The 21,383-nt window shown below is 43.8% G+C and carries 24 protein-coding genes, 1 tRNA gene and 1 other annotated feature; of the genes, 19 read left to right on the plus strand and 6 right to left on the minus strand.

Annotated features, from left to right (window positions below; all coding sequences use genetic code 11):
- Positions 1-32 precede the first annotated feature (32 nt).
- Positions 33-2,642 carry a YfhO family protein gene (locus CZ502_RS01480; RefSeq protein ID WP_076459344.1) on the minus strand — a complete coding sequence of 870 codons (2,610 nt, stop codon included), beginning with the start codon at positions 2,640-2,642 and terminating at the stop codon, positions 33-35.
- Positions 2,643-2,870: 228 nt separating this feature from the next.
- Here CZ502_RS01480 and CZ502_RS01485 point away from each other — a divergent pair, with 228 nt between their 5' ends.
- The 7 genes from CZ502_RS01485 (at position 2,871) to CZ502_RS01515 (ending at position 8,273) form a co-directional block, all read left to right on the plus strand.
- Complete coding sequence (locus CZ502_RS01485) at positions 2,871-4,949, plus strand: peptidoglycan D,D-transpeptidase FtsI family protein (protein ID WP_076459345.1); 2,079 nt, start codon at positions 2,871-2,873, stop codon at positions 4,947-4,949.
- A gap of 139 nt (positions 4,950-5,088) precedes the next feature.
- Positions 5,089-5,238, plus strand: a complete 150-nt coding sequence (gene rpmG / locus CZ502_RS01490; protein WP_076459346.1) for a 50S ribosomal protein L33 — start codon at positions 5,089-5,091, stop codon at positions 5,236-5,238.
- Positions 5,239-5,387: 149 nt separating this feature from the next.
- Complete coding sequence (locus CZ502_RS01495; protein ID WP_076459347.1) at positions 5,388-5,942, plus strand: 5-formyltetrahydrofolate cyclo-ligase; 555 nt, start codon at positions 5,388-5,390, stop codon at positions 5,940-5,942.
- A 1-nt stretch (position 5,943) separates the two neighbouring features.
- Positions 5,944-6,603, plus strand: a complete 660-nt coding sequence (locus CZ502_RS01500; RefSeq protein ID WP_076459348.1) for a rhomboid family intramembrane serine protease — start codon at positions 5,944-5,946, stop codon at positions 6,601-6,603.
- 6 nt (positions 6,604-6,609) lie between these two features.
- On the plus strand, positions 6,610-6,849 hold the full coding sequence (locus CZ502_RS01505; RefSeq protein ID WP_076459349.1) for a YqgQ family protein: 240 nt from the start codon (positions 6,610-6,612) through the stop codon (positions 6,847-6,849).
- A 21-nt stretch (positions 6,850-6,870) separates the two neighbouring features.
- Positions 6,871-7,836: an ROK family glucokinase gene (locus tag CZ502_RS01510; protein ID WP_076459350.1), complete on the plus strand. Its 966-nt coding sequence runs from the start codon at positions 6,871-6,873 to the stop codon at positions 7,834-7,836.
- 17 nt (positions 7,837-7,853) lie between these two features.
- Positions 7,854-8,273: a rhodanese-like domain-containing protein gene (locus CZ502_RS01515; protein WP_083673294.1), complete on the plus strand. Its 420-nt coding sequence runs from the start codon at positions 7,854-7,856 to the stop codon at positions 8,271-8,273.
- Positions 8,274-8,339: 66 nt separating this feature from the next.
- Here CZ502_RS01515 and CZ502_RS01520 read toward each other — a convergent pair whose 3' ends face one another.
- Positions 8,340-8,516, minus strand: coding sequence for a DUF3042 family protein (locus tag CZ502_RS01520; protein WP_076459352.1), 177 nt, complete (start codon positions 8,514-8,516; stop codon positions 8,340-8,342).
- Between the two features lie 114 nt (positions 8,517-8,630).
- On the opposite strand from CZ502_RS01520, the gene miaA reads away from it, so the two are divergent.
- From miaA to CZ502_RS01550, 6 genes are all read left to right on the plus strand, one after another.
- Entirely contained in the window at positions 8,631-9,554 is a 924-nt protein-coding gene (gene miaA, locus CZ502_RS01525; protein WP_076459353.1) for a tRNA (adenosine(37)-N6)-dimethylallyltransferase MiaA, read from the plus strand.
- 166 nt (positions 9,555-9,720) lie between these two features.
- Positions 9,721-11,064, plus strand: a complete 1,344-nt coding sequence (locus CZ502_RS01530; RefSeq protein WP_076459354.1) for a glutamine synthetase family protein — start codon at positions 9,721-9,723, stop codon at positions 11,062-11,064.
- Between the two features lie 226 nt (positions 11,065-11,290).
- Entirely contained in the window at positions 11,291-12,796 is a 1,506-nt protein-coding gene (gene gltX / locus CZ502_RS01535) for a glutamate--tRNA ligase (protein WP_076459355.1), read from the plus strand.
- 117 nt (positions 12,797-12,913) lie between these two features.
- Positions 12,914-13,186, plus strand: coding sequence for a type II toxin-antitoxin system Phd/YefM family antitoxin (locus CZ502_RS01540; protein ID WP_076459356.1), 273 nt, complete (start codon positions 12,914-12,916; stop codon positions 13,184-13,186).
- Positions 13,179-13,436, plus strand: a complete 258-nt coding sequence (locus tag CZ502_RS01545) for a Txe/YoeB family addiction module toxin (RefSeq protein WP_076459357.1) — start codon at positions 13,179-13,181, stop codon at positions 13,434-13,436. Before CZ502_RS01540 ends, CZ502_RS01545 begins: the two co-directional genes overlap by 8 nt.
- Positions 13,437-13,676: 240 nt before the next feature.
- Positions 13,677-14,012, plus strand: coding sequence for a hypothetical protein (locus CZ502_RS01550; RefSeq protein ID WP_076459358.1), 336 nt, complete (start codon positions 13,677-13,679; stop codon positions 14,010-14,012).
- A 547-nt stretch (positions 14,013-14,559) separates the two neighbouring features.
- Here the strand turns inward: CZ502_RS01550 and CZ502_RS01555 are convergent.
- Together CZ502_RS01555 and CZ502_RS01560 are read right to left on the minus strand one after the other, a co-directional pair.
- The gene (locus CZ502_RS01555; protein WP_076459359.1) at positions 14,560-14,982 is read right to left on the minus strand and encodes an OsmC family protein; all 423 of its coding nucleotides are present in this window, start codon (positions 14,980-14,982) and stop codon (positions 14,560-14,562) included.
- Between the two features lie 13 nt (positions 14,983-14,995).
- Positions 14,996-15,433: an OsmC family protein gene (locus CZ502_RS01560; protein WP_076459360.1), complete on the minus strand. Its 438-nt coding sequence runs from the start codon at positions 15,431-15,433 to the stop codon at positions 14,996-14,998.
- Positions 15,434-15,559: 126 nt separating this feature from the next.
- On the opposite strand from CZ502_RS01560, the gene CZ502_RS01565 reads away from it, so the two are divergent.
- Entirely contained in the window at positions 15,560-16,000 is a 441-nt protein-coding gene (locus CZ502_RS01565) for a MarR family winged helix-turn-helix transcriptional regulator (RefSeq protein WP_076459361.1), read from the plus strand.
- 72 nt (positions 16,001-16,072) lie between these two features.
- Here the strand turns inward: CZ502_RS01565 and CZ502_RS10920 are convergent, their stop codons facing one another.
- On the minus strand, positions 16,073-16,198 hold the full coding sequence (locus CZ502_RS10920; RefSeq protein ID WP_255372228.1) for a hypothetical protein: 126 nt from the start codon (positions 16,196-16,198) through the stop codon (positions 16,073-16,075).
- 384 nt (positions 16,199-16,582) lie between these two features.
- Between CZ502_RS10920 and msrA the strand changes: the two genes are divergently transcribed.
- The 4 genes from msrA (at position 16,583) to CZ502_RS01585 (ending at position 19,901) form a co-directional block, all read left to right on the plus strand.
- Positions 16,583-17,113 (plus strand): peptide-methionine (S)-S-oxide reductase MsrA, encoded by a 531-nt coding sequence (gene msrA, locus CZ502_RS01570; RefSeq protein WP_076459362.1) that lies wholly within the window; start codon positions 16,583-16,585, stop codon positions 17,111-17,113.
- A gap of 280 nt (positions 17,114-17,393) precedes the next feature.
- Positions 17,394-18,281, plus strand: coding sequence for an exonuclease SbcC (locus CZ502_RS01575; protein WP_076459363.1), 888 nt, complete (start codon positions 17,394-17,396; stop codon positions 18,279-18,281).
- Positions 18,271-19,323: a hypothetical protein gene (locus CZ502_RS01580; RefSeq protein ID WP_076459364.1), complete on the plus strand. Its 1,053-nt coding sequence runs from the start codon at positions 18,271-18,273 to the stop codon at positions 19,321-19,323. Before CZ502_RS01575 ends, CZ502_RS01580 begins: the two co-directional genes overlap by 11 nt.
- A 59-nt stretch (positions 19,324-19,382) precedes the next feature.
- Positions 19,383-19,901: a hypothetical protein gene (locus tag CZ502_RS01585; protein ID WP_076459365.1), complete on the plus strand. Its 519-nt coding sequence runs from the start codon at positions 19,383-19,385 to the stop codon at positions 19,899-19,901.
- A 390-nt stretch (positions 19,902-20,291) separates the two neighbouring features.
- Here the strand turns inward: CZ502_RS01585 and CZ502_RS01590 are convergent.
- Positions 20,292-20,365 (minus strand) — tRNA-Arg (locus CZ502_RS01590).
- A 179-nt stretch (positions 20,366-20,544) separates the two neighbouring features.
- Between CZ502_RS01590 and CZ502_RS01595 the strand changes: the two genes are divergently transcribed.
- A complete protein-coding gene (locus CZ502_RS01595) occupies positions 20,545-21,186 on the plus strand; it encodes a TetR/AcrR family transcriptional regulator (RefSeq protein ID WP_076459366.1) in 642 nt (213 codons plus the stop codon).
- A 114-nt stretch (positions 21,187-21,300) separates the two neighbouring features.
- Positions 21,301-21,370: a sequence feature (ribosomal protein L21 leader region), on the plus strand.
- Positions 21,371-21,383 lie beyond the last annotated feature (13 nt).

The raw sequence follows: 21,383 nt of genomic DNA on the forward strand, positions 1-21,383 counted from the left end.
ACAAGTCAGTTAGACATGCGGGTGCGCTCTTTTTAATAATGAGGCCACTTATTTTTTCGTTCGGCGACTAACAACAAAGAAAAGCTGATAAGACTCAGGAGGGTAATTATGGCACCGAGAATTAGGTATGGTGGCCGGTAATAAAAGACAACCTGGTGGGTCCCAGCAGTCATTGGCACGGCCATGAAGGTGTTGATTGCCGTCCGTGGCTTCACGGCATGGCCGTCGACCTTCACGTGCCAACCGCTTGCTGCCGGAATCGTCGTCATTAAGACTTGCTGGTTGTGGTGGAGGGTCACGGTCCCACTAATCTTATTGCTGGTGTATTCCTTGATTTTTAGTGGTGACCGTTGCAGGCTCTTAAGGCTAGCGGCAAATGGCCGTTGGTTTAACCGGTAGACGCTGACGTTTTGCATCCATAATGACGATTTTTTGAGCCGCAGGGTGACGGTGATTTTCTTTCCCTTTTGCTGGTGGGCGAGGTTGACCACCACCGTATTGCGGTAGGTATCGTACTGGGTAAACCGGTGGTTGTTCATGCTGATGCTTGCGTCGTCCTTGACATCAGGTCCCAGGGTTAAGTAGTACGAATCATTCGTTGGGGGAGTGAATTCTAACTCAACGCTTGCTGGCTTGAGGAGGTTTTGTTTCCGGAAGATTGTTCCAGTAATCTGCTTTGCTGTCTGAACATTGTTAAACTTAACGTTGGTAAAGTTTTGCACCGTAAAAAGGGGGTGCATGATTGGACGGCCTGCCAGTGCTTGGAATATTTGTGACTGGTAGTTCAGGGGGTCCAGAGTAGTGCGTCGCAGGTTAAGGATCGCCTCATTTGCCCCAAAGGCAAGGGGAAGGACGTGGTCATTTTGCCGGATTGTCACTGCCGGCGTTGCTGAAAAGATCGGGTAGCTGTACCAGTCTGGCCGGTAACCAGAAGCAGGGAGGGCATTACCGGCTTCATTTTCGCGGGCATTCATCGTGTACTTATAACCAAGGAGGGCGTCAGTAACCTGGGTGCCGTTTGCGTAAGTGATGAAGCCGTCGCCGTCTGGTTGCCCAATAGCGCCCATGAATGCCGGAATTGCTGGCTCTAAGGTTGATCCGAAGTGGTCGCCAGAGTTGAAATCGGCCTGGAAGGGGTCGTCCTTGGTCCGCATGAATGTCTTGGCGACGCGGTAAAGACCGTCATCCCCCTGTTTCACCTTATTAACGGCCTGGTCAAGCTTCACGGTGTAGTCGCCAAATTCCGGCTGTGATACATAGGAAATCTTATTCAAGGCAGTGTAACCGCTCATTGAAATGTCACAGACGGCAAGGAGAATCAGCAGCGCGTCGTATAGGCGGGGCGAATTGGCGCGGGGGATGCTGAGACAGCCAATAGCAATTAAGGCAAAGCAGAGACCAATATTTCGCTGATCGCTATTGATGTAGCTTAGCTTGAGGGTACCGAGATAAAAGTACAGGCTGACGCAAAGAACTACCAACGCCAAGCTGGCATACTTATTGAGCTTAAAGGCGGGCTGGATAACCGTGGCAGCAAGGTAGATGCACCAGAATGAAAATAAAAAGGAAAAACGATAGGGGTACCAAACCGGGAACTGCCCCGCGTGCCAGAGGAGGTCAAGTGGTTCATAGCAAAATGAAAGGATGAAAAAGATGGTGATAACAGCAGCAATCAAGCGCTGTTTTGCATCAATCCGCCGGGTGAAAAAGTAGCCTAAGGCGCCCATCATCATTACCATTCCGACATAAAAGTTAGGTTGCCCACTAGGCATCTGGCCGAAGTTAAATGCTCCCGGAACTAACTTGGCGAGCATCTTCGGGGCAAAGTATTCGAACCGGTTGTGGATGCTGGTCTCGGTATAAGTTCCCTTACTCTGCATGAGGGCATAGAAAGTCGGCAACAAGACGATCGCTGCCAGGCCGCCTGCGAGGAGTGAGCTGCCGAGGTAGTGGAGGCTAGCAATTTTGCGTTGCTGCCAATTTTGAAGTGTTGGCAGTTGCCAGACAAAAAAGAGGATGGTAAACAGGGCGATCATCCAGGCCATGTAGTAATTATCAACCATCATTACTGCCAGCCAGGCGGTATATGTCCCGAGCTTTTGCTGGTGAATTAGTTTGATTAGGCCCCAGATAATAAGGGGGAGGATAATCAGGGCGTCTTGCCAGAGCATGTTAAGCTGGTTAGCAATCATCCACCCGTTTAACGCGTAGGCGGTACTAAAGGCAATCGCCCGCCACCCCTGCTGTAATTCGGTCTTGTCAAGTAGCCAGGCGAAGCTGAGACCGGCAAGGCCATACCGCAGAATAGTAATCAGCGCGATCCCAAGAGAAAGATGCTGGGCGGGGAAAAAGAGGAAGATAAAATTGAGTGGGCTTAATAAGTAGTAAGCATTAGTTCCCAGCATCTCCCCGCCTAATCCCTTGCTAAAGGAATAAAAAAGGCTGCTAGGATGGTGTAAGATGGTTGCCCGAAAATAGGCAAAAAAGTCAACGTATTGCTGGCCGAGATCGACGGTCAAGAGGCTGCTGTCGCCAAATGGCACCATTTTTCGGTAGGCAATGTAGCTGGTCATTAGAATAACCGGCAGTAAAAAACTTGCGAGTAGTATAAAGCGTCGTTGCGGACGCGACTTAATATGCACGAAATAATTCTCCTTCTTCTTAAAATAAACGTATCGTTCCTATGATATAACGTTTGCCAATGATTATCATTAATGAACTTCGTTAAATTTAATTAAATCATTGGCATAAGGGATTTATTTTAGCTACAATAAAGAGTATGATTTCACGTTAGTAGTGGTAATCATCTGCACAGCCAGCTGATTTTTGCTAAAATAAAGAGCACTACGATGAAGGAGAACTGAAGAACTGTGAAATTCTTTGATCGAATGGTGAACTTGTTGGGTTCACGTACAAAAAAACGGCAAAATGCCCAGTCGATTATTCCGTCGCGACTAAATCTGTTGCTATGGATCGTGGGCATTTTGTTGCTAGCATTGACGATGCGCCTGTTTTACCTACAAGTTCTGAACGGCACTTCCTATAAGGCGGAGGTCAAGCGATCAGATACGAGTATTCAGACGAATAATGTTCAGCGGGGGATGATCTATGATTCCCAGGGAAATGTCCTTGTTGGTAACCAGACGCACCAGGCAATTACCTACACCAAGGGAGCTAATGTTACCAATGCGCAGCTTTACGCGATTGCTAACCGGCTAGGACGTTATATTTCAGTTTCTAATAAGAATTCACGCCTGACCGACCGGAATGAAGAGGACTATTACCTTGCTGATAAAGAACGGTTAAAGAGCGTCCTTAAACATGTTAAGACGACAGAGGATGATTCCGAAGACGATAAGTATGATAAGGCGTTAGATTACCTGAGTTCGCACCCCGATTCTTGGGAGCTGACCAGTCAGCAAAAAAACAATGCCCGGATCTACGCAGCAATGAGTGGGGCTTATTCGCTTTCGACTACCTATATTAAGGAGACGGGGGTGTCGGCAAAGGAACTCGCCGCCGTTGGTGAACACTTAAACGAAATGCCCGGGGTCAAGATTGGGACTGCCTGGACACGTAACTACCCACAAGGAACTGACATCCAGTCGTTGACCGGGACTGTTTCGACTACTGGTTTGCCGAGCGATAGCGTTAACTCCTTACTTGCCCAGGGTTACTCCCGGAATGATAGTGTTGGGCAAAGTTACCTTGAAAAGCGGTTCCAGGCGACACTCGCCGGGTCAAAATCCCAGACCCAGGTTACGACCAGTGGTAATGATGTTACTAAAGAAACCGTTAAGTACAAGGGAAAGAAGGGGGATAACCTCGTCTTGACCATTAACGCAAAGTTCCAAAAGCGGGTGCAAGAAATCCTGAAAGACAACTATGGGTCTGCCGGAAAGCAGTACTCTACCGGGGTCTATGCTGTTGTGATGAACCCGAATACCGGGGCAATCTATGCAATGGCCGGGATTGACCGCGACCCTGAGACCGGGAAAGAGACGCCCGATGAAATTGGGGCTATCAACCACCCGATTACAATGGGGTCAGTGGTTAAGCCGGCGATGGTCATGGGGGCGTTGATGGACGGGGTAATTACTCCTAGCAATAACACCCTGGTTGACCAACCGATTAAGGTTGCTGGGACCTCATCAAAGGGTTCTTGGTTTAACCACGGTGGGTCAGCAAACATGGCATTAAATGCCGCAACCGCCCTAGAAGTTTCCTCTAACTCTTACATGATGCAACTGCTCATGAAAGAAGGGGGGATGAAGTACTCACCAAATGCGCCGATTACGCTAAAACCAAGTATCTTTGCCAAGGCGCGGGGATACTTCAACATGTTTGGTTTAGGGGTTAAGACCGGGATTGACTTGCCTGGTGAGACCAGTGGTTATACTGGACCCGCGGACCAAAAGCATATCGGATCGGCACTGGACTTGTCCTACGGGAACTATGACGGTTACACAACAATTCAACTTGCCCAATACATGTCAACAATTGCGAACGGAGGTAACCGGATGCGGCCATACGTAGTACAGTCAATCCGGGGGACCAAAGCTGATGGTAAGTTAGGGCCAGTTCAATATACGACTCAGCCGCAGGTCCAAGCCACGATCCCGGCAAGTAAAGCCGACTTTGATGTTGTCCGGCAGGGACTTTACCAGGTTGTCCACGGTAGTAACCAGTACATCACTGGGCGGGCCCTCGCTTCTGTTAAACCGTCAATTTCCGGGAAGACCGGGACAGCGGAAACATACTACAAGAAGCACGCGACAACCACGCTTAGTTTTGCCGGTTATGCACCATCTAATAATCCGCAGGTGGTTGTTGCGCTGGCAATCCCCGGCGCTTCCGACTCTGATGGCGGCGCAAACCTTAACATGGCAAAGCAAATTTTCCAGGCATACTGGAAGATTGTCCAAAGTCCTAGTGACGTCAACAAGTAGTCAGGACTGTCAAGGAGATTTCCTTAACAAACTTGAACAAACTACTAGCCAAAAAGCAGAATAAATGATATAGTTGTACGAGTTAGGGTTACGTTATATAACCACGTTAAATAAATGAAATAGTTTGGAGGTCAAAAACATGCGTGTCAACATTACTCTTGAATGTACTTCATGCCACGAACGGACTTACTTAACTAGCAAGAACCGTCGTAACAACCCAGACCGTCTTGAATTAAACAAGTACTGTCCACGGGAACAAAAGGTTACATTACATCGTGAAACGAAGTAATGACCAAAAGCGGGAAGGAGCCAATCGTTTCTTCCCGCTTTTTTATTTACTTGCTTTTCAAAAAAACGCTTGCATAAATCTTAACAAGCGGTGATAATAAAATTTGATACCGTTTGTTATTTCACTGATAAAGGAGCGGTTGTAATAAAATGGCATATTCAAAGAAAGAATTACGGCAAGCATATATTGCCCGCTTGCAGCAGTTAGACCTTAATACACGGCTTAATGAAGAACGGCGACTGGCTTCACTGCTCTATGACCAACCGGAGTGGGGGAAGGCAAAGACGATTGCCTTGACGATGAGCCAATCCTTTGAGATTGACACTGCCCCGATGATCCTTCACGCACGTCATATGGGACAGCAAGTCGTTGTGCCACGGACGCTGCCAGATCGGCAGATGGAATTTGTTGAGTTAAATGAGGACACTGATTTTGACGAGACAGCATTTGGCATTTTGGAGCCACACGATGGTAAAGTATACTCGCCCGCCGAGATTGACTTAATGGTTGTTCCAGGAGTGGCATTTACTGCTTCTGGACGGCGGCTTGGCTTTGGTGGCGGTTATTATGACCGCTACTTACAAAACTATTCGGGAAAGACAATCTCGCTTGCGCTGACGACCCAGTTAGCCAATGACGGTGAGTGGGTTCCTGAAGACTTTGATCAACATGTAGATAAAGTATTGCACTTACCGGAGATATAATATGCGAGTTCAGCGAGTTAAATTAGCGCCGGTAACGGCTACATTAATAATTCTGCAAATACTGATCTATGGCATGGCAGTCTATTTTGATGGTACCGTTAATTCTAGTGTCCTTCTTAATATGGGGGCAAGAAGTACGCCCTTGATTAAGGAGGGACAGTGGTGGCGCCTAATATCGCCGGTTTTCTTGCATGTTAATTTAACGCACCTCATCATTAATAGTGTGACACTACTATATATCGGCCGCTATATCGAAGAGTTTTTTGGTCACTGGCGGATGATTGTGATTTATTTCGTGAGTGCAGTCTTTGGTAACCTGGCGAGTGCGGTCTTTATGCCGAATAATCTTTCGGCCGGGGCTAGTACCGCAATCTTTGGCCTATTTGGCGCATTTGTGATGCTTGGCATCTGTTTTCACAAGAATGTTGTTGTGCGGGTGTTGAGTCGGACATTTTTATTTTTTATAGTGATAAATATTGTAATGGATGCTTTCATTTCAGGGATTGACCTGGTCGGGCATGTCGGTGGTTTATTCGGTGGCTTTTTTATGGCCGCTGTTGTTGGGGCGCCAATTTTAGGAAATATAGACTTGATAAAGCGCTTCCTAAGTGGCACTATATTAACTGTGAGTTTGATAATCCTATCTTTGGAATTGAGGTGATTAGTTATGGCAGTCACCTCACGCGAATACCGCACACTTTATGATGTTCAACAACTGTTAAAGGAGTTTAACGTCTTTGTGTATGTGGGCAAACGGTTGTATGATATTGAGTTGATGGCAATTGAGCTTGACCACTTGTATCAGGCAGGCGTTATTGACAAGCAGACCTACATGAAGGCCAAGATTGTTTTACGCAAAGAGCATCGGGAAGAACAGACGAGAATTAAAGAGGGTAAAGAATACTAATTGCCCAGGAAAGGAATCATTATGGCTAAAAAATTAATTGGTGTTGACCTTGGTGGGACAACCATCAAGTTTGCAATCTTAACGGAAAACGGTGAAATCCAACAGAAGTGGTCATTACGGACTAATATTTTGGACGATGGTTCACACATTGTTCCAGATATTATTAATTCAATTAATCACCACCTTGACTTATACAAGATGACCCGTGATCAATTTGTTGGAATCGGGATGGGTACTCCAGGGACCATCGACCGGGAAGCTGGGACCGTTATCGGTGCTTACAACTTGAACTGGAAGACAACCCAAAAAGTTAAGGACCAAATCGAACAAGGTACTGGAATGAAGTTTGCCTTAGACAACGACGCAAACGTTGCTGCCTTGGGTGAACGCTGGAAGGGTGCTGGTAACGAAGGTGACGATGTTGCCTTTATCACCCTTGGTACTGGTGTCGGTGGAGGACTTATCTCAAATGGTAAGTTAGTCCACGGGATTGTCGGTGCCGGTGGTGAAGTTGGTCACATGATCGTTAAGCCAAATGGTTACCTTTGTACTTGTGGAAACCACGGTTGTCTTGAACAATACGCTTCTGCTACGGGGATCGTTCACATCGCCCAGGATAAGGCAGAAGAATATGAAGGTAACAGCCGTTTGAAGGCTATGATTGATAACGGTGACGAGATTACTGCCAAGATCGTCTTTGACCTAGCAAAGGAAAATGACTACCTTGCTAACACCGTTGTTGACGAAGTTTGCTTCTACTTAGGATTGGCAACTGCTAACTTGAGTAACGCGCTTAACCCTGAATACCTTGTTATCGGTGGTGGGGTTTCTGCAGCCGGTGAGTTCTTATTGAAGCGGGTAAAGCAAAACTTTGAAAAGTTTGCCTTCCCAACAGTACGGACCTCCACCCAGTTGAAGTTAGCTGAATTAGGTAATGATGCTGGTGTTATTGGTGCCGCTTCATTAGCACGTCAATTTGAAGATTAATTTATTTGTGAGGAGAAATTATTTTGGTACTTGGCATTAGTTCTGGCTTAATGATCTTGAATTTCGTTATTCTGTTCATTTTGCTAGTATGGATTTTTAGTTGGGCTTTTCAGGCATATCGGCGGAAGCGTTATGCGACGGTGATCGATCAGGAGACTTTCCGTAGTGGGATGCGGAAGGCCCAAGTGATTGATTTGCGCCAGGAGAGTGAGTTTAAAAAAGGACATATCCTCGGCGCACGTAATTTGCCTTACCCATACTTGCGGCAGCAATACGGTGAATTACGTAAGGACTTGCCCGTATACCTTTATGATGACACGATGACAATTAGTACCCAGGCGGTTTCCTTTTTAGGCAAGCATGGGTACCAACAGCTTTTCATCTTAAAGGATGGCTACCGTAACTGGGAAGGTAAGACTAAGAAGTCCAAGTATTAATAAACAAAAATAGGAGCGACGGCATTTTGTCATCGCTCCTATTTTTTATATAATATAAGTGATTGATTAAAGTTGGTGTGCAGAGCGACCCTTACGGATAGCTGCCCGACGGTTTTCGTCAAACTTTTCTTCCTCTTCTTCGGCTGGCTTGATTACAGTCTTATGGAAGGTAACAGCACCACTAGCAAGGGCAGCAATTGTCGCCAAGCTTCCAACAAAAATCCCTTTTGCAAATTGTTTCATAGCATAAAACCTCCTCGAATTTATAGGTTACTACCATTATGCAAGAAATAGCGGGGATTTACCAGTCTGAAGGGGAAGTTTTAAGATAAAATTTGGAAAAACGGAGAATGAATTATGACTAAAGTAATTGCGATTGTCGGGCCCACCGCTGTAGGGAAAACTGCGCTCTCAATTAAGCTGGCCCAGGCCTTTAATGGGGAAGTCATTTCTGGGGATTCGATGCAGGTATACCGCCACTTAGACATTGGAACTGCCAAGGTGACGCCAGCCGAAATGGCGGGCGTCCCCCACCACCTGATTGATATCTGTGATATTAGTGAGCGCTTTTCAGCTGCGCGGTTCAAGCAATTAGCCGGCAATGCGATTGATGAGATTGCGGGCCGCGATCACCTGCCGATTATTGCCGGGGGGACCGGTTTTTACTTGCAGGCTCTGATGCAAAACCTGGCCCTCGGTAGTGACCAGTTTGATGACCACACCCAGGCAATCCGTGACCACTGGAAAGAACTAGCAAAAGAAAGGGGGGCCGAATACGTCTGGCAGCAGTTAAAGCAGCGTGACCCCGCAGCAAGTGCCCAGATTCCGGTGGGAAATACCAGGCGGGTCATTCGGGCCCTCGAGGTGATTGAGCAGACGGGACAGCTCTTTTCTGACCAGCCCCAGTATGCTAGTGAAGATGACTTCCTTATCATTGCACTGAACACCGCCCGGCCGGTCTTATATGAGCGAATCAACCACCGGGTGGACCTAATGGTTGAGAATGGCTTGCTCGATGAGGCACGGTGGTTATTTGATCACGACGGCCAACACCAACCGGCGGGGAAGGGAATCGGCTACCATGAGCTCTTTCCTTATTTTCTGGGGACGACCAGCTTAGATGACGCCGTCGCCAAGATTAAGCAGGACTCTCGCCACTATGCCAAACGGCAGCTAACCTGGTTCAGGAACCAGACTGATGCCCACTGGTTTGATTTAGTGGAACGGCCAGCAGATATTAAGCAAATTAAGCAATTAGTCGGCGATTGGTTAAAAAAATAAAGCGGACTTACTTTATTTGCTTTTATTTGGATGAAATGGTCTAAATGGAATTGACTTATTAATAATCAATTGTTATCCTATCCACAGTGTTAAGGAGAAAGACAGATAGATTTAAGTAATTAATTGGTCTATTTGCCGTTATTGATGAAAGGGAATGAAGAATTTTATGGGTAAACACGTATTTACTAAGGATGAAGTACGGCAGATGGTAAAGGAAGATAACATCCACTTTTTGCGGGTGATGTTTACTGACCTGCTAGGGATGATTAAGAGCGTTGACTTGCCAGTTAGCCAGCTGGATAAGTTGATGGATAATAAGATTATGTTTGATGGCTCTTCAATTGACGGTTTTGTCCGGATTGAAGAAAGTGATATGTACCTTTACCCTGATATGTCAACTTGGCTTACATTCCCTTGGGGTGCTGAACACGGTAAGGTTGCCCGGGTAATCTGCAGTGTTTACAAGACTGATGGCACCCCATTTGAAGGTGACCCGCGGAACAACTTAATCCGTGTCTTAAATGATATGCAAAAGATGGGCTTCAAAGACTTTAACATTGGACCGGAACCAGAGTTTTTCCTCTTTAAGACCGATGAGATGGGCAAGCCAACGACCAACCTCAACGATAAGGAAAATTACTTTGATATGGAACCGGCCGACGTTGGTGAAGATTGCCGGCGTGATATCGTCTTAGCCTTAGAAAAGATGGGCTTTGATGTCGAAGCCGCCCACCACGAAGTCGCACCTGGTCAGCACGAAGTTGACTTTAAGTACGCCGACGCGCTTGAAGCAGCTGATAATATCCAGACCTTCAAGTTTGTGGTTAAGACGATTGCAAAGAACTACGGACTTCACGCAACCTTTATGCCAAAACCATTGTCAGGAATCAATGGCTCGGGGATGCACCTCAATATGTCCCTCTTCAAGCAGGATGGGACGAATGCATTTTATGATGAAAACGGTAAGGAACAGCTTTCATCAACGGCCTACCACTTCCTTGGTGGTTTAATGAAGCATGCGCGGAGCTACACGGCAATCTGTAACCCAATCGTTAACTCCTACAAGCGGTTGGTTCCTGGATACGAGGCACCAGTATATGTTGCCTGGTCAACTTCTAACCGGTCGCCACTGATCCGGATTCCAAGTGACCGGAAGATGGGTACCCGCCTTGAATTGCGGTCAGCCGACCCATCGGCAAATCCTTACCTTGCAATTGCGACTGTGCTTGAAGCAGGACTGGACGGCTTGCGGAATAGTTTGCCACCGATCCACAATGTTGATGAAAACATCTACGAAATGACCAAGCAGGAACGCGACGAAAAAGATATCCGCAACTTGCCTGATACCCTTCACAACGCCTTGAAGTCCTTGGCAAACGATGAAGTGATCAAAAAGGCAATGGGTGACCACTTATTCCACAGCTTCATGGAAGCTAAAACGAGAGAATATGCCTCTTACCGGCAACACGTTTCTGATTGGGAACGGCAACACTACATGGAGCAATTCTAAAAATAGACTAAACCAACGCCTGGGGATTAGCTTTGTTAATGCCAGGCGTTATTTATGCCAAAAGTGGTGGCTGGTCAATTGACAAATGTGTTCTTTAATATACAATAATATTTGTTGCAATGGGAGCTTCGCAAAGAGTGCGGGCTTTCGGGGGATGCTTTAGATCCCACCAAGAATCAACAAAGAGATATGATCTCGATAAGTTACTAAAGGAGAGTCTTAGACAATGGATAAAAAGGTCAGAGTTCGATACGCACCTAGTCCAACCGGTTTCTTACACATTGGAAATGCGCAATCAGCATTATTTAACTACTTATTTGCCCGCCACTTTAACGGGACAATGGTATTACGGATTGAAGATACCGACACCAAACGGAACGTTAAAGATGGTGAAGCCAGTCAACGGGACAACCTTCACTGGTTAGGAATTGACTGGGATGAAGGGCCAAACAAGCCAAATCCTGAATTTGCTCCTTACCGCCAAAGTGAACGGAACGAACAGGGAATCTACCACAAGTACATCCAAGAATTGTTGGACAAGGGGATTGCCTACAAGGATTACTCAACTGAAGAAGAATTAGCTGAAATGCGCGAACGGCAAAAGGCTAACAATGAACCACCGCACTACGATGGTCGCTGGTACGGTAAGAGCGAAGAAGAACAAAAGGCGGCGGAAGCAAAGGGCTTGAAGCCAACGATTCGTTTCCACTTCCCGAAGGACCGCGACTACGAATGGGATGATATTGCCCGTGGGCACGTATCATTTAACTCTGACAACCTTGGTGGGGACTTCATCATCGAAAAGAGTGATGGGATGCCAACTTACAACTTCGCGGTTGTTGTTGATGACCACTCAATGGACATTACCCACGTATTGCGGGGGGCAGACCACATTTCTAACACCCCTAAGCAAATTGCTATTTACGAGGCACTTGGCTGGGATCACCCAACCTTCTGCCACATTCCACTGATCTTCAACCCGAAGACTCGCAAGAAGCTCAGTAAGCGGGATAAGGACACCTTGCAATTTATCAACGAATACAAGAAGCACGGTTACCTTCCAGAAGCAATCTTCAACTTTATTGCCTTCTTAGGTTGGTCCCCAGTTGGCGAACGGGAAATCTACTCCAAGGATGAATTGATTAAGGTTTATGACCCTAAGCGGATGTCCAAGGCACCAGCATACTTCGACCAAAAGAAGCTTGACTGGATGAACGCCCAATACATCAAGAACATGACGATTGATGAATTAGCAGACCGGACGATGAGCCTGGTTAAGGATGGGGAGACTGACGAAGCCAAGCGTCTCCAAAGTATTCCTGAAGACCAGTTATTAGACTTGTTGAAGAAGACCATCAAGGTTCACCAACGGGACGTTAACAAGTTACTCGAAGTGATTGAATATGCTTGGAGTTACTACACCGTGCTTGATCAATCATTTGACTATGCCTTGTTGAAGGACAACGATGATTTTGCCAATGAAGAAGTTTTAGCCGTTATCAAGGGCTTGAAGGATAAACTTGAAAACGGTGGCGATGACCTTGATTACAGCCAAGCCATCAAGGAAGTTGGTAAAGAAACTGGTATCAAGGGCCGGGGATTATACTTCCCATTAAACCTTGCCTTCACTGGTTCAACGTCAGCTCCACAAATTTACGAGATTATGGCAATTTACTCTCGCAAGACAGATATTGAATTACTTGACCGGATGATCAAGGCATTTGAAGCATAAAACGGGTGCATTAAAAAGTGAAAGATTGATTAATCTAATTAAAGGTGTTAGCGATGATTTTTATCCTAAATTGTACAAAAAATGGTACAATATTATTAACAAGGAAGGGATGATTATATGGAAGCTGTTGCATATTCGAACTTTCGCAAAGGCTTAAAAGATTACTTTAAACAGGTTAATGATAATAGTGAACCATTGATTGTGACTAATAAGAATCCGGAAGATAATGTTGTTGTTATGTCAAAAGCCGACTATGATGCAATTATGGAAACATTAACTGTTAATGCAAACGATTATTTAATGCAAAAAATTGCGCGCGGCGAAAAGCAGTTTAAAGCTGGTGAATTTAAACAACATGACTTAATTGAGGATGACGATATTAATGATTAAAAGTTGGTCCGATGATGCGTGGAACGATTATTTGTATTGGCAGAATCAAGGTCAAAAGAAAATAGTAAAGAGAATCAATAAAATAATTAAAGATATTGATCGCCATCCTTTTGAAGGGTTAGGAAAGCCAGAACCGTTGCAATATAATTTATCTGGAAAATGGTCAAGAAGAATAAATCAAGAAGATCGGATAATTTATATGGTTGATAAAGATACAATCTATATTTACTCTTGCAAGGATCATTATTAGTGAAAGGTACAATTTAATAGTTTTAGTTATATGGTCACCTTATTTAGTAGTAATGAGGTGATTTTTTTGATGAGGTAAAAATGCCTTTTGCAACTTTAAAGTTGGTACATGGTGATTGATACAGAGATCGTTCGTAGAAGACACAAGGGGATAGCAAAACTCATCGTAATCGTGTCGTTTGGTATACTGGGAACATGAGCTACGATATAGACTAATATAATAAATTAAGGTTTAGAGAATATGAAAATAGATAAAAATTTGAATGTTATTCTAACAACATTGGGACTAGTGATTGTTGGTTTAGTTGTGTTTACTATTTTTAAGGCTGATAGTTCCGCTAGAAATAGTAACGATGCTGAATCTTCAAAGACCAGCAAACAAAAACGTTCCAAAAAAGACATGAAGAGCAAGCGAGAAAAAAATAGTGATAGTGACGTTAGAAGCCAGAGAGCTGACGTAGCTACTAATAGTGAGATCAATAAAAATCCTAACGCTGGAAAGATCTTAAAATTTAATAGCGTTGAAGAGGCTGAAAAGGCAATTAAACAACACGAAACAACTTGTCCTTATGAATAGGAGCCGTTTTACCCAGGGCTTGTCTACACAGGAACCTATACTTGTAAATGCAGCTTATTATATAATTTTTGGTGATAAGAGTGAGGTGGATGATAGAGGAAATTTTAGAAAATATAAGAGTGTAACATATCAATACCGGAATAATGTTGAAAATGAAATAAAGGGAAATTCACGTCGGCCAATCATTAATTTACAATGGCCTTTGAATGGATGGTATCAGCTGCCAAATTAGGGAAATGTGGTAAAAATCAGGATGGATAACTTATTATTACTCATCCACCACCTAAGAAGAAAAAGCTTTGATTAATCTTAGAACTAAAAAGCGTAGAATTGCGGTAATTGACCGTCATTCTACGCTGATTAAGTATTAAAATAGTAAACGCAAGGACTCTCCTTTATCACTTTAGTAATCAAAACAAAGCAAAAAGAAGCGCTTGCATAATGGAAAACAGGAATGAATTAATGTTAAAGGTCATTCCAAAGTTCCCTTAACTAGGCGTTATTACTTGGCTGTTAGAAGTTGTCTTTATTAGCAGCTTATAACAGATTATTGATTAGTCTGTATCTGTTTGGTGATAATCGGAACTTTGTTAACCAGGTTGTCCCTAACTGGACACGTTTCTTCCATGAATTTTACAAAGCTCTCAATTTCTCTCTTACTTTTAGAAGTCCGAAAGTGGATATCTAGGTCAATTGTGTCAAAGCCAGGGCGGTTATTAGAAATTTCTCCCTGGAGAAGGATGTAAAGTGAACTGTATTCAAATTGTTCCTTTTTATAAAAAGATTCAGCAACGATATCCTCACATGCACCTAAGGAAAAAAGTAGGCCTTCGTTAGGCGTAATCCCCTTATTGTAGCCGTTTTGTTTTTGAGTTGCTTCAAAAGTAGTTGTAAAGTCACGTGACTGAGAAACAAAAGTGAATGGTTCATCCGTGCTGGAAACAGTAGCCTTGAATGTTGTTAAAGACATTGCAAATTACCTCCTAGTCTTTAATGATATTACTAATATTTACATTGGTGCCGTTTGCAAGAGTGTCAAAGATAGGGGAGTTTTGCTCAATTAATTGTACGAATCTTTGACATTCTTCTTTACTATGTTGTGTTTTGAAATCATAGGAAATCCGAATTTCTTGGAAACCATTTCGCACGTTGGGGTCACCCATAAAGCCACGAAAATCAAGGTCACCTTCAAGAGAAATCACCAGTTTTTCGTAATTAAATAAATTATCATCAGCAATTTTTCTTGCTGTTTCTTGAAGAGAGGCTCCTAAGGCACCGAGTTCCATTTCAACAGGGTTGAGTCCTGTATTAGCCCCACCAATATCCTCTGGTTCATCAAGAATATTGTGGATTCCCCGAGTATGAGCATCTACTTGTAGACTAAGATTTGTTTTCCTAGCAGTCGCACTGTATTTCTTCATTTTTTAAGACTCCTTTCACGGCATAAAGCGCTTACATAAATATTATATTATTATATCAATTTAAATCAATAGTTAGTTAACTATCTATTTTAAAAACGTGATATGATGAAGACGGAGGATAAGAGCATGGAAAAATTCACTTTGCAAAGCTGTATGATGTTTACTACTAACCATGGTGCTAAGCTTTTTCAATCAGTTCTCACGCAAAAACTGAAAACAGTTGAAATTAATTACAATACCTGGCTAGCTTTATACTTCATTAATTCAAATAATAAGATAACTCAAAATAATTTAGCAAAATTGGTCGGCATTACGGGACCTAGTATGGTTAAAATTGTTGAAAAAATGAGGCAGGCTGGGTTAGTAGATGAAGAAAAAGACGAGCAAGACCATCGTCAAAAACATATCTATCTTACTAATCAAGGTATTGAAAAGTATGATCAAGCACTCAAAATTGTTACGGATTATCAAACCTTAATGACTTCAGGGGTAAGTCAATCAGACCTTAATACTGCTGCAACTGTTATAAATAAGATGATTGAGAACGCACAGCAGGAATTAGAGTGAGCTTACTATAAATAAAAAACGAGGCAGCGGATACTGTCTCGTTAAAAGTATAAGTAAGTTGCTTTAAAAAAGTTATTCGCTCAGTTTCTTGGCGTCAGCATCAATTCTTGCAAGGCCAGAACCATCTGGCTTCTTGCTGCCACGCTTTTCCATGGCCTTCCGTGCCATTTCCTTACGCTCTTGCTTACTAAGTGCCATTTCACTTCGCCTCTTTCCAAAAGCTTCGGGTCGCTAACATTTAGCTCCCGTGATCATTATAGTTCAGTATGCCAAAAATGCAAAAGCTTGTAGTTAACTCTTAAGTATTAGTTACCTAAATCAAGCATTTGATAGCCTGGTTATAATAGTAAGGATGATGGGTGAAAATTAACTAGGAGGATGCTCATGATCCTTAGCTAACGAATGAGTGGCACAAAGTAAAAGCGATACCTGAATTAAAAAAGGTGTCGTTAATTTGTATGAGGGGGCACTGAGGGGGCAACATTATGTTATTTTCTTGGAGTTTGTCGACATTTTCTCAGAAAAATAATGATTATAAATTTCCCTCAATCCCTTTGTAGACTTGAAGAAAGGTTGATATATATGAGTTTAGATACAGCGATATTTGCCGGCGGATGTTTCTGGTGCATGGTGCAGCCGTTTGATACTTATCCGGGAATTGAAAAAGTCGAATCGGGTTACACTGGTGGTCACGTTCCTAACCCGACCTATGAGCAGGTCTGCTCAGGAACAACTGGTCACACGGAGGCGGTCAAAATCACTTTTGACCCGGACCAGGTTTCTTATAAGGAGCTTGTTGAAATTTATTGGCACCAGACCGATCCTACTGATGCAAGTGGGCAGTTTCAAGACCGGGGCGATAATTACCGGCCAGTGATTTTCGTCAAGGATGAAGAACAGCGACGGATAGCCGTGGCATCAAAGCAGGCCCTGCAAGAAAGTGGGCAGTTTGGCGATGATAAGATTGTCACCACCATTGAAGATGCGCAACCATTTTACCCCGCAGAAGACTACCACCAAGATTTTTATAAGAAGGACCCACAACGCCTTGCCTTAGAAGAAGCTGGTGGCCGGCAGCAATTTATTGAAAAGCACTGGCGAGATAATAAGTAGGATAAAAGTAAACTTGCTTGTGTTAACTTTGGCTGTAGTGAGTGTTTTTTAGCGACCTTGTAGATCCCAGAAGTGGATATGCATTGATGAAATATTAGGAAGCGTGTGCCATTACAGTGGTCCATGCTTTTTTAGCTTGCAAAATATGGCTACTATGGCAAAATTGACTGTAGTTTGACTACTGATTTATAAAGTTTTTAAAAATAATTTAAAAATAGTGGAAAAACAGGGGGCAAGTTCTTTATTATAAAAGGTAGTTATTTAGACAAGGAGCATGCTTATGGCGAGTGTAGAGACTAATAGTGGTGCACTTGATGTATCTCAAGTGATTAACCAACAGATTATAACGAAGATTAAGTATTTGCGACAGTTCAATGATGCAATCTCTAACCACCGGGACCGGGAAATCTACCAATTATTAGATAACCAGCGGTACGCAAAAGAGATTGAACATCGGGAACAGCAGCCAAACGACAAGGGAGTAATGAATCTGGTCGATGATTTGGCTGACCAATTGAGCAACTACCTCAGTGTTAACCTAATTAAGTATTTAGGTAAGACCTACCCATTCTTTTACTACGAAGAATACCAAATGGGCCATTACCGGATTTACTTTGGTAACTGGTGGGACCGGCGTCAATTTGGGGAACTAGATGTTTTGAATGTCCGTTTTTCCTTTGACCAGACTGAATATGATAAGTTACAGACGGCATTTGAGCTGTCCCGTGACAATAAGCGTTACAATAGCGAACGGATCAACAAGATCTCCAGCGAAAATGACCGCCTGCAAGATTTGATCGACCACCAACAAGAACGAGAAGAAAAGCGGAACGAACTGCAAGAACAGCTAAAAGACGTTAGTTCTCGTTCTGGTATCTGGGAATCTAGTCGAAACAAGGAGAGCCGGCAAGAGATCGTTGACCAGTTGCAAAAGCTAGAGGAGCAAGAAAAGGAAGCCCGGACAGCAGTCCAAACGATTAAGGACAACGAACGGGTAGTGTTGTCCTTATCAAAGGAAAACACGATCCTCAGTTATGAGCAAAAGAGCATTATTGATACCTTTGGTAGTTTTGAAGACTTTGAACTAGCCAATCGCAACCTTTATGCTAACTACTTAGCAAGTCTTAACGGCGAAAACGGAAAGCAGGTGGATGACGATGAGCAATAATCGGATCGTTACTTCACCAAGTGAACGGGTACAAGCACTATCCGCTTCATTCAAAGATGTTTTAAGCCTTGGGCAGCGCTACGTGGCCTTACTTGACCAATTAGCAGCGACTGACCGGGCAGCTGATTTATTAGCGGCAACGACGAAGCTGGCGAAGATGGACCTCGCCAATGCCTTCGTTGATTTTCCACCGCACTACCGGGCTAACGACTATTACTTAATCTTTATGGACCGCCTGCTAAAGATGCACGGTGACACTGCCATTAAAGTGAGTGAAAATGAGATTAGCCACCAGTTTGAGGCGACCGCTGATTCTATCGGCGAGGAAGCAATTTTTAAGTTTGAGATTGACAGTCGGGGAGAAGCAGCCTTTACTGAGCAGAACCAGCATGAACCACTATTCTACTTGAGCCTGGCGGACCGGTTAATGCAGTTTAACAACCGGGCCCTAGTAAATTACTTCATCGTCTATGCATTGCAACATCATACTGACTTGGAATTGCGGGATGCAGTTAAACCGTTGATTGCCTTTGCTAAGTACCTTCAAGAAGACCTGGACTTTACGATTGACCTTGGTATCTTAGCTACCGCCAATGATCGACGCTTTATGCTTGATAAGCCGGACTTAGCCTTAACCGTGATCGACCGGTTATTCGTTGCGACGGCGGACCAGGACTATATGCTAATGAACTTACCACATAATAATGGGGCGGAGTTATTGCTTGACCATGACACCAAGCTGGACATTGCCTTTGACCCTGATGACTATAGTCAAGAATGGGCCTTTATGGTCAAGGATCCGGATGAGCAGATTTCGTTCTTCGATGTCTTGCTCCATTATGACCTGGTACGGAAGTGGTACCTTGATGATCGTGATGCCTTGGCGGTACGGACGGACCACATGGTTTTGGCAAGCGATGATGACCAGCTGCTTGACGAGCCGGTGAGTCCAGTTGAGGATTTGCCAGCAGAAGAGCCGTCGACTGATGAGCCAGCAGATGACCAGGAAGAACGCGCTGAAGACGACCAAGAAGATAAATAATCAATTGGGACTGCGACATCTGTCAGGTCCCTTTATTATTTAACTGGGAAGGAGAAAAAATGTTTAATATCACAAAGATGCTCCACGAAATTATTGACCTAGAGCTAGAAGTTGATGACGCTAAGGAATTGATGATCGGCCCGGACGCCCGCCGGCAGACGATTTTTGTTGAACTTGACCAGGCCTTGTCACGGATGGCCGCAGCGGCTGGCTGGTATAAGGTGGTTAACCCGGTCGAGCTGGACCATTCCCGGTTAACGAAAGAATATGCCCAGGCAGTGGCGTTAATGCTGTTATTCAGTGCCAAGATGCAGTGGACGCACCTGGATGTTTTAGATGAAGCGACGGCTAACCGCATTACGGCTGCTAAACAGTCGACCAAGCTGGCGGACCTTAATAAGTCTTACCTAGCAATTAAGCATTTCTTAAACGATGGCTATTACAACCACCAGCAGGAGAGCTTTCGCCATGCCTGGCACCTGTTATTAAAGATGGGCCTCGTTGACTGGCAATTGACAGTTAGCGAAGTCACTGCTGCTTATGAGAAAATGCTTGCTGAGCAACGTGCGGCACTATAATGAATTTAAAATAGGAAAGAGGCTGGAACCAATGATTCCAACCTCTTTTTATGTTGAACGGATAAAAGATTAAGCTTTTCGATCTCGTAAGTGATTGTTTGAAGCGCCGTGCTTGCCAGCCTCTTGATTGTTGAGGGTGCCAAACATAACTTCACCAATCACTGACGCAACCAAGATTAAAACAATAATAAAAAATGGTAGCATATAAATCACCTCAAAAAGCAATCTCTACCTAATAGATTAGGGTGAAAAATAAGCTTTTGCAACAATTCTGTAACATTCTTAAGCTGATTTAAGAAAATGTTTAGAAAGTTAATGGATCCTTTAATATTAAAGGTAAAATCCTTTTTAAAACAAAATGAAGCTAGCAAACACTAGCTTCATTGCTGATGAGGCGAGAGGGACTTGAACCCTCAACCCTCGGTTTAGAAGACCGATGCTCTATCCAGTTGAGCTACCGCCTCAGACAAAATTAAGTATATAATTTCTGGTCAAGCATTGTCAATGTGAAAAAGCAAATATAATTTTTTTCTTAAAATAAATTGCTTGTTTGACAAACCGCTTTCATGACAACTATACTTTAAATTAGTAGAAGTACGAAAGTGGGAAGAACTTAAGCTGGATATGGAAGGATGATGATTAAATGGCCGTAAATAAGACAGACCCGCGCGTAGTCAAGACACGGAATAGTCTACGCAAGGCGCTTGTTTATCTGATGAGACGTGAAAAGCTTGAAGACATCAGCGTCCAAAAGATTACTGAAACTGCCAACATCACCCGGGGAACATTCTACCTGCATTATAAGGATAAGCATGATTTTATTGAGTCCGCCATGCACGAGATCATCAATGAGTTCTTTAGCCAAGTAATGGTAGATAGTAATGATTTCCGCCTAGCAAAAGGGCGAACGGTACAGGTATTCTCACTGTGCAAGGCGTTTCAGTGCATTGGAAATGATGCTGATATTTTTGATGTTTTACTGAATAACGAAAAGAATAATTTCTTTTATGAACAACTTTACAATCGGCTGGACAATGAGATGACACGATTTAGTGAACAAATCTATGGAAACCAGCAATTGGAAGTTCCGCTCAATTTGCAGATTGCCTTTGTTGATTCCGCATTCTTAGGCTTAGTAAGTCGCTGGCTTGCAGATGGCATGATTTACACACCGCGGTACATGACCCAAAGTGTTGCCAGAATGTTAGAACAATATAGTAGCGACAGCGCTTCGCTGGTCAATTTCTTTGATTGGGAACCAGCGCCATCCCTCAAAGAAATGTGATTGCTACGGTAAAAGTCGGGGAATAGTTCACCGGCTTTTTTCTTTGGAAAATCTGGAGAAATAGTTGACGGTGCATGAAATATTTGCTATCATACAAACGTTGTATTTGTGAACCAACAACTACAACCGCACGTTACCAAGTTTAAAGCAACTGCTGCTTGGAGCGGCGAGTCTGAGATATTAAGGAGGTGCACAAA

The organism is Limosilactobacillus caccae (genome assembly GCF_900156885.1).
Lineage (GTDB): Bacteria > Bacillota > Bacilli > Lactobacillales > Lactobacillaceae > Limosilactobacillus > Limosilactobacillus caccae.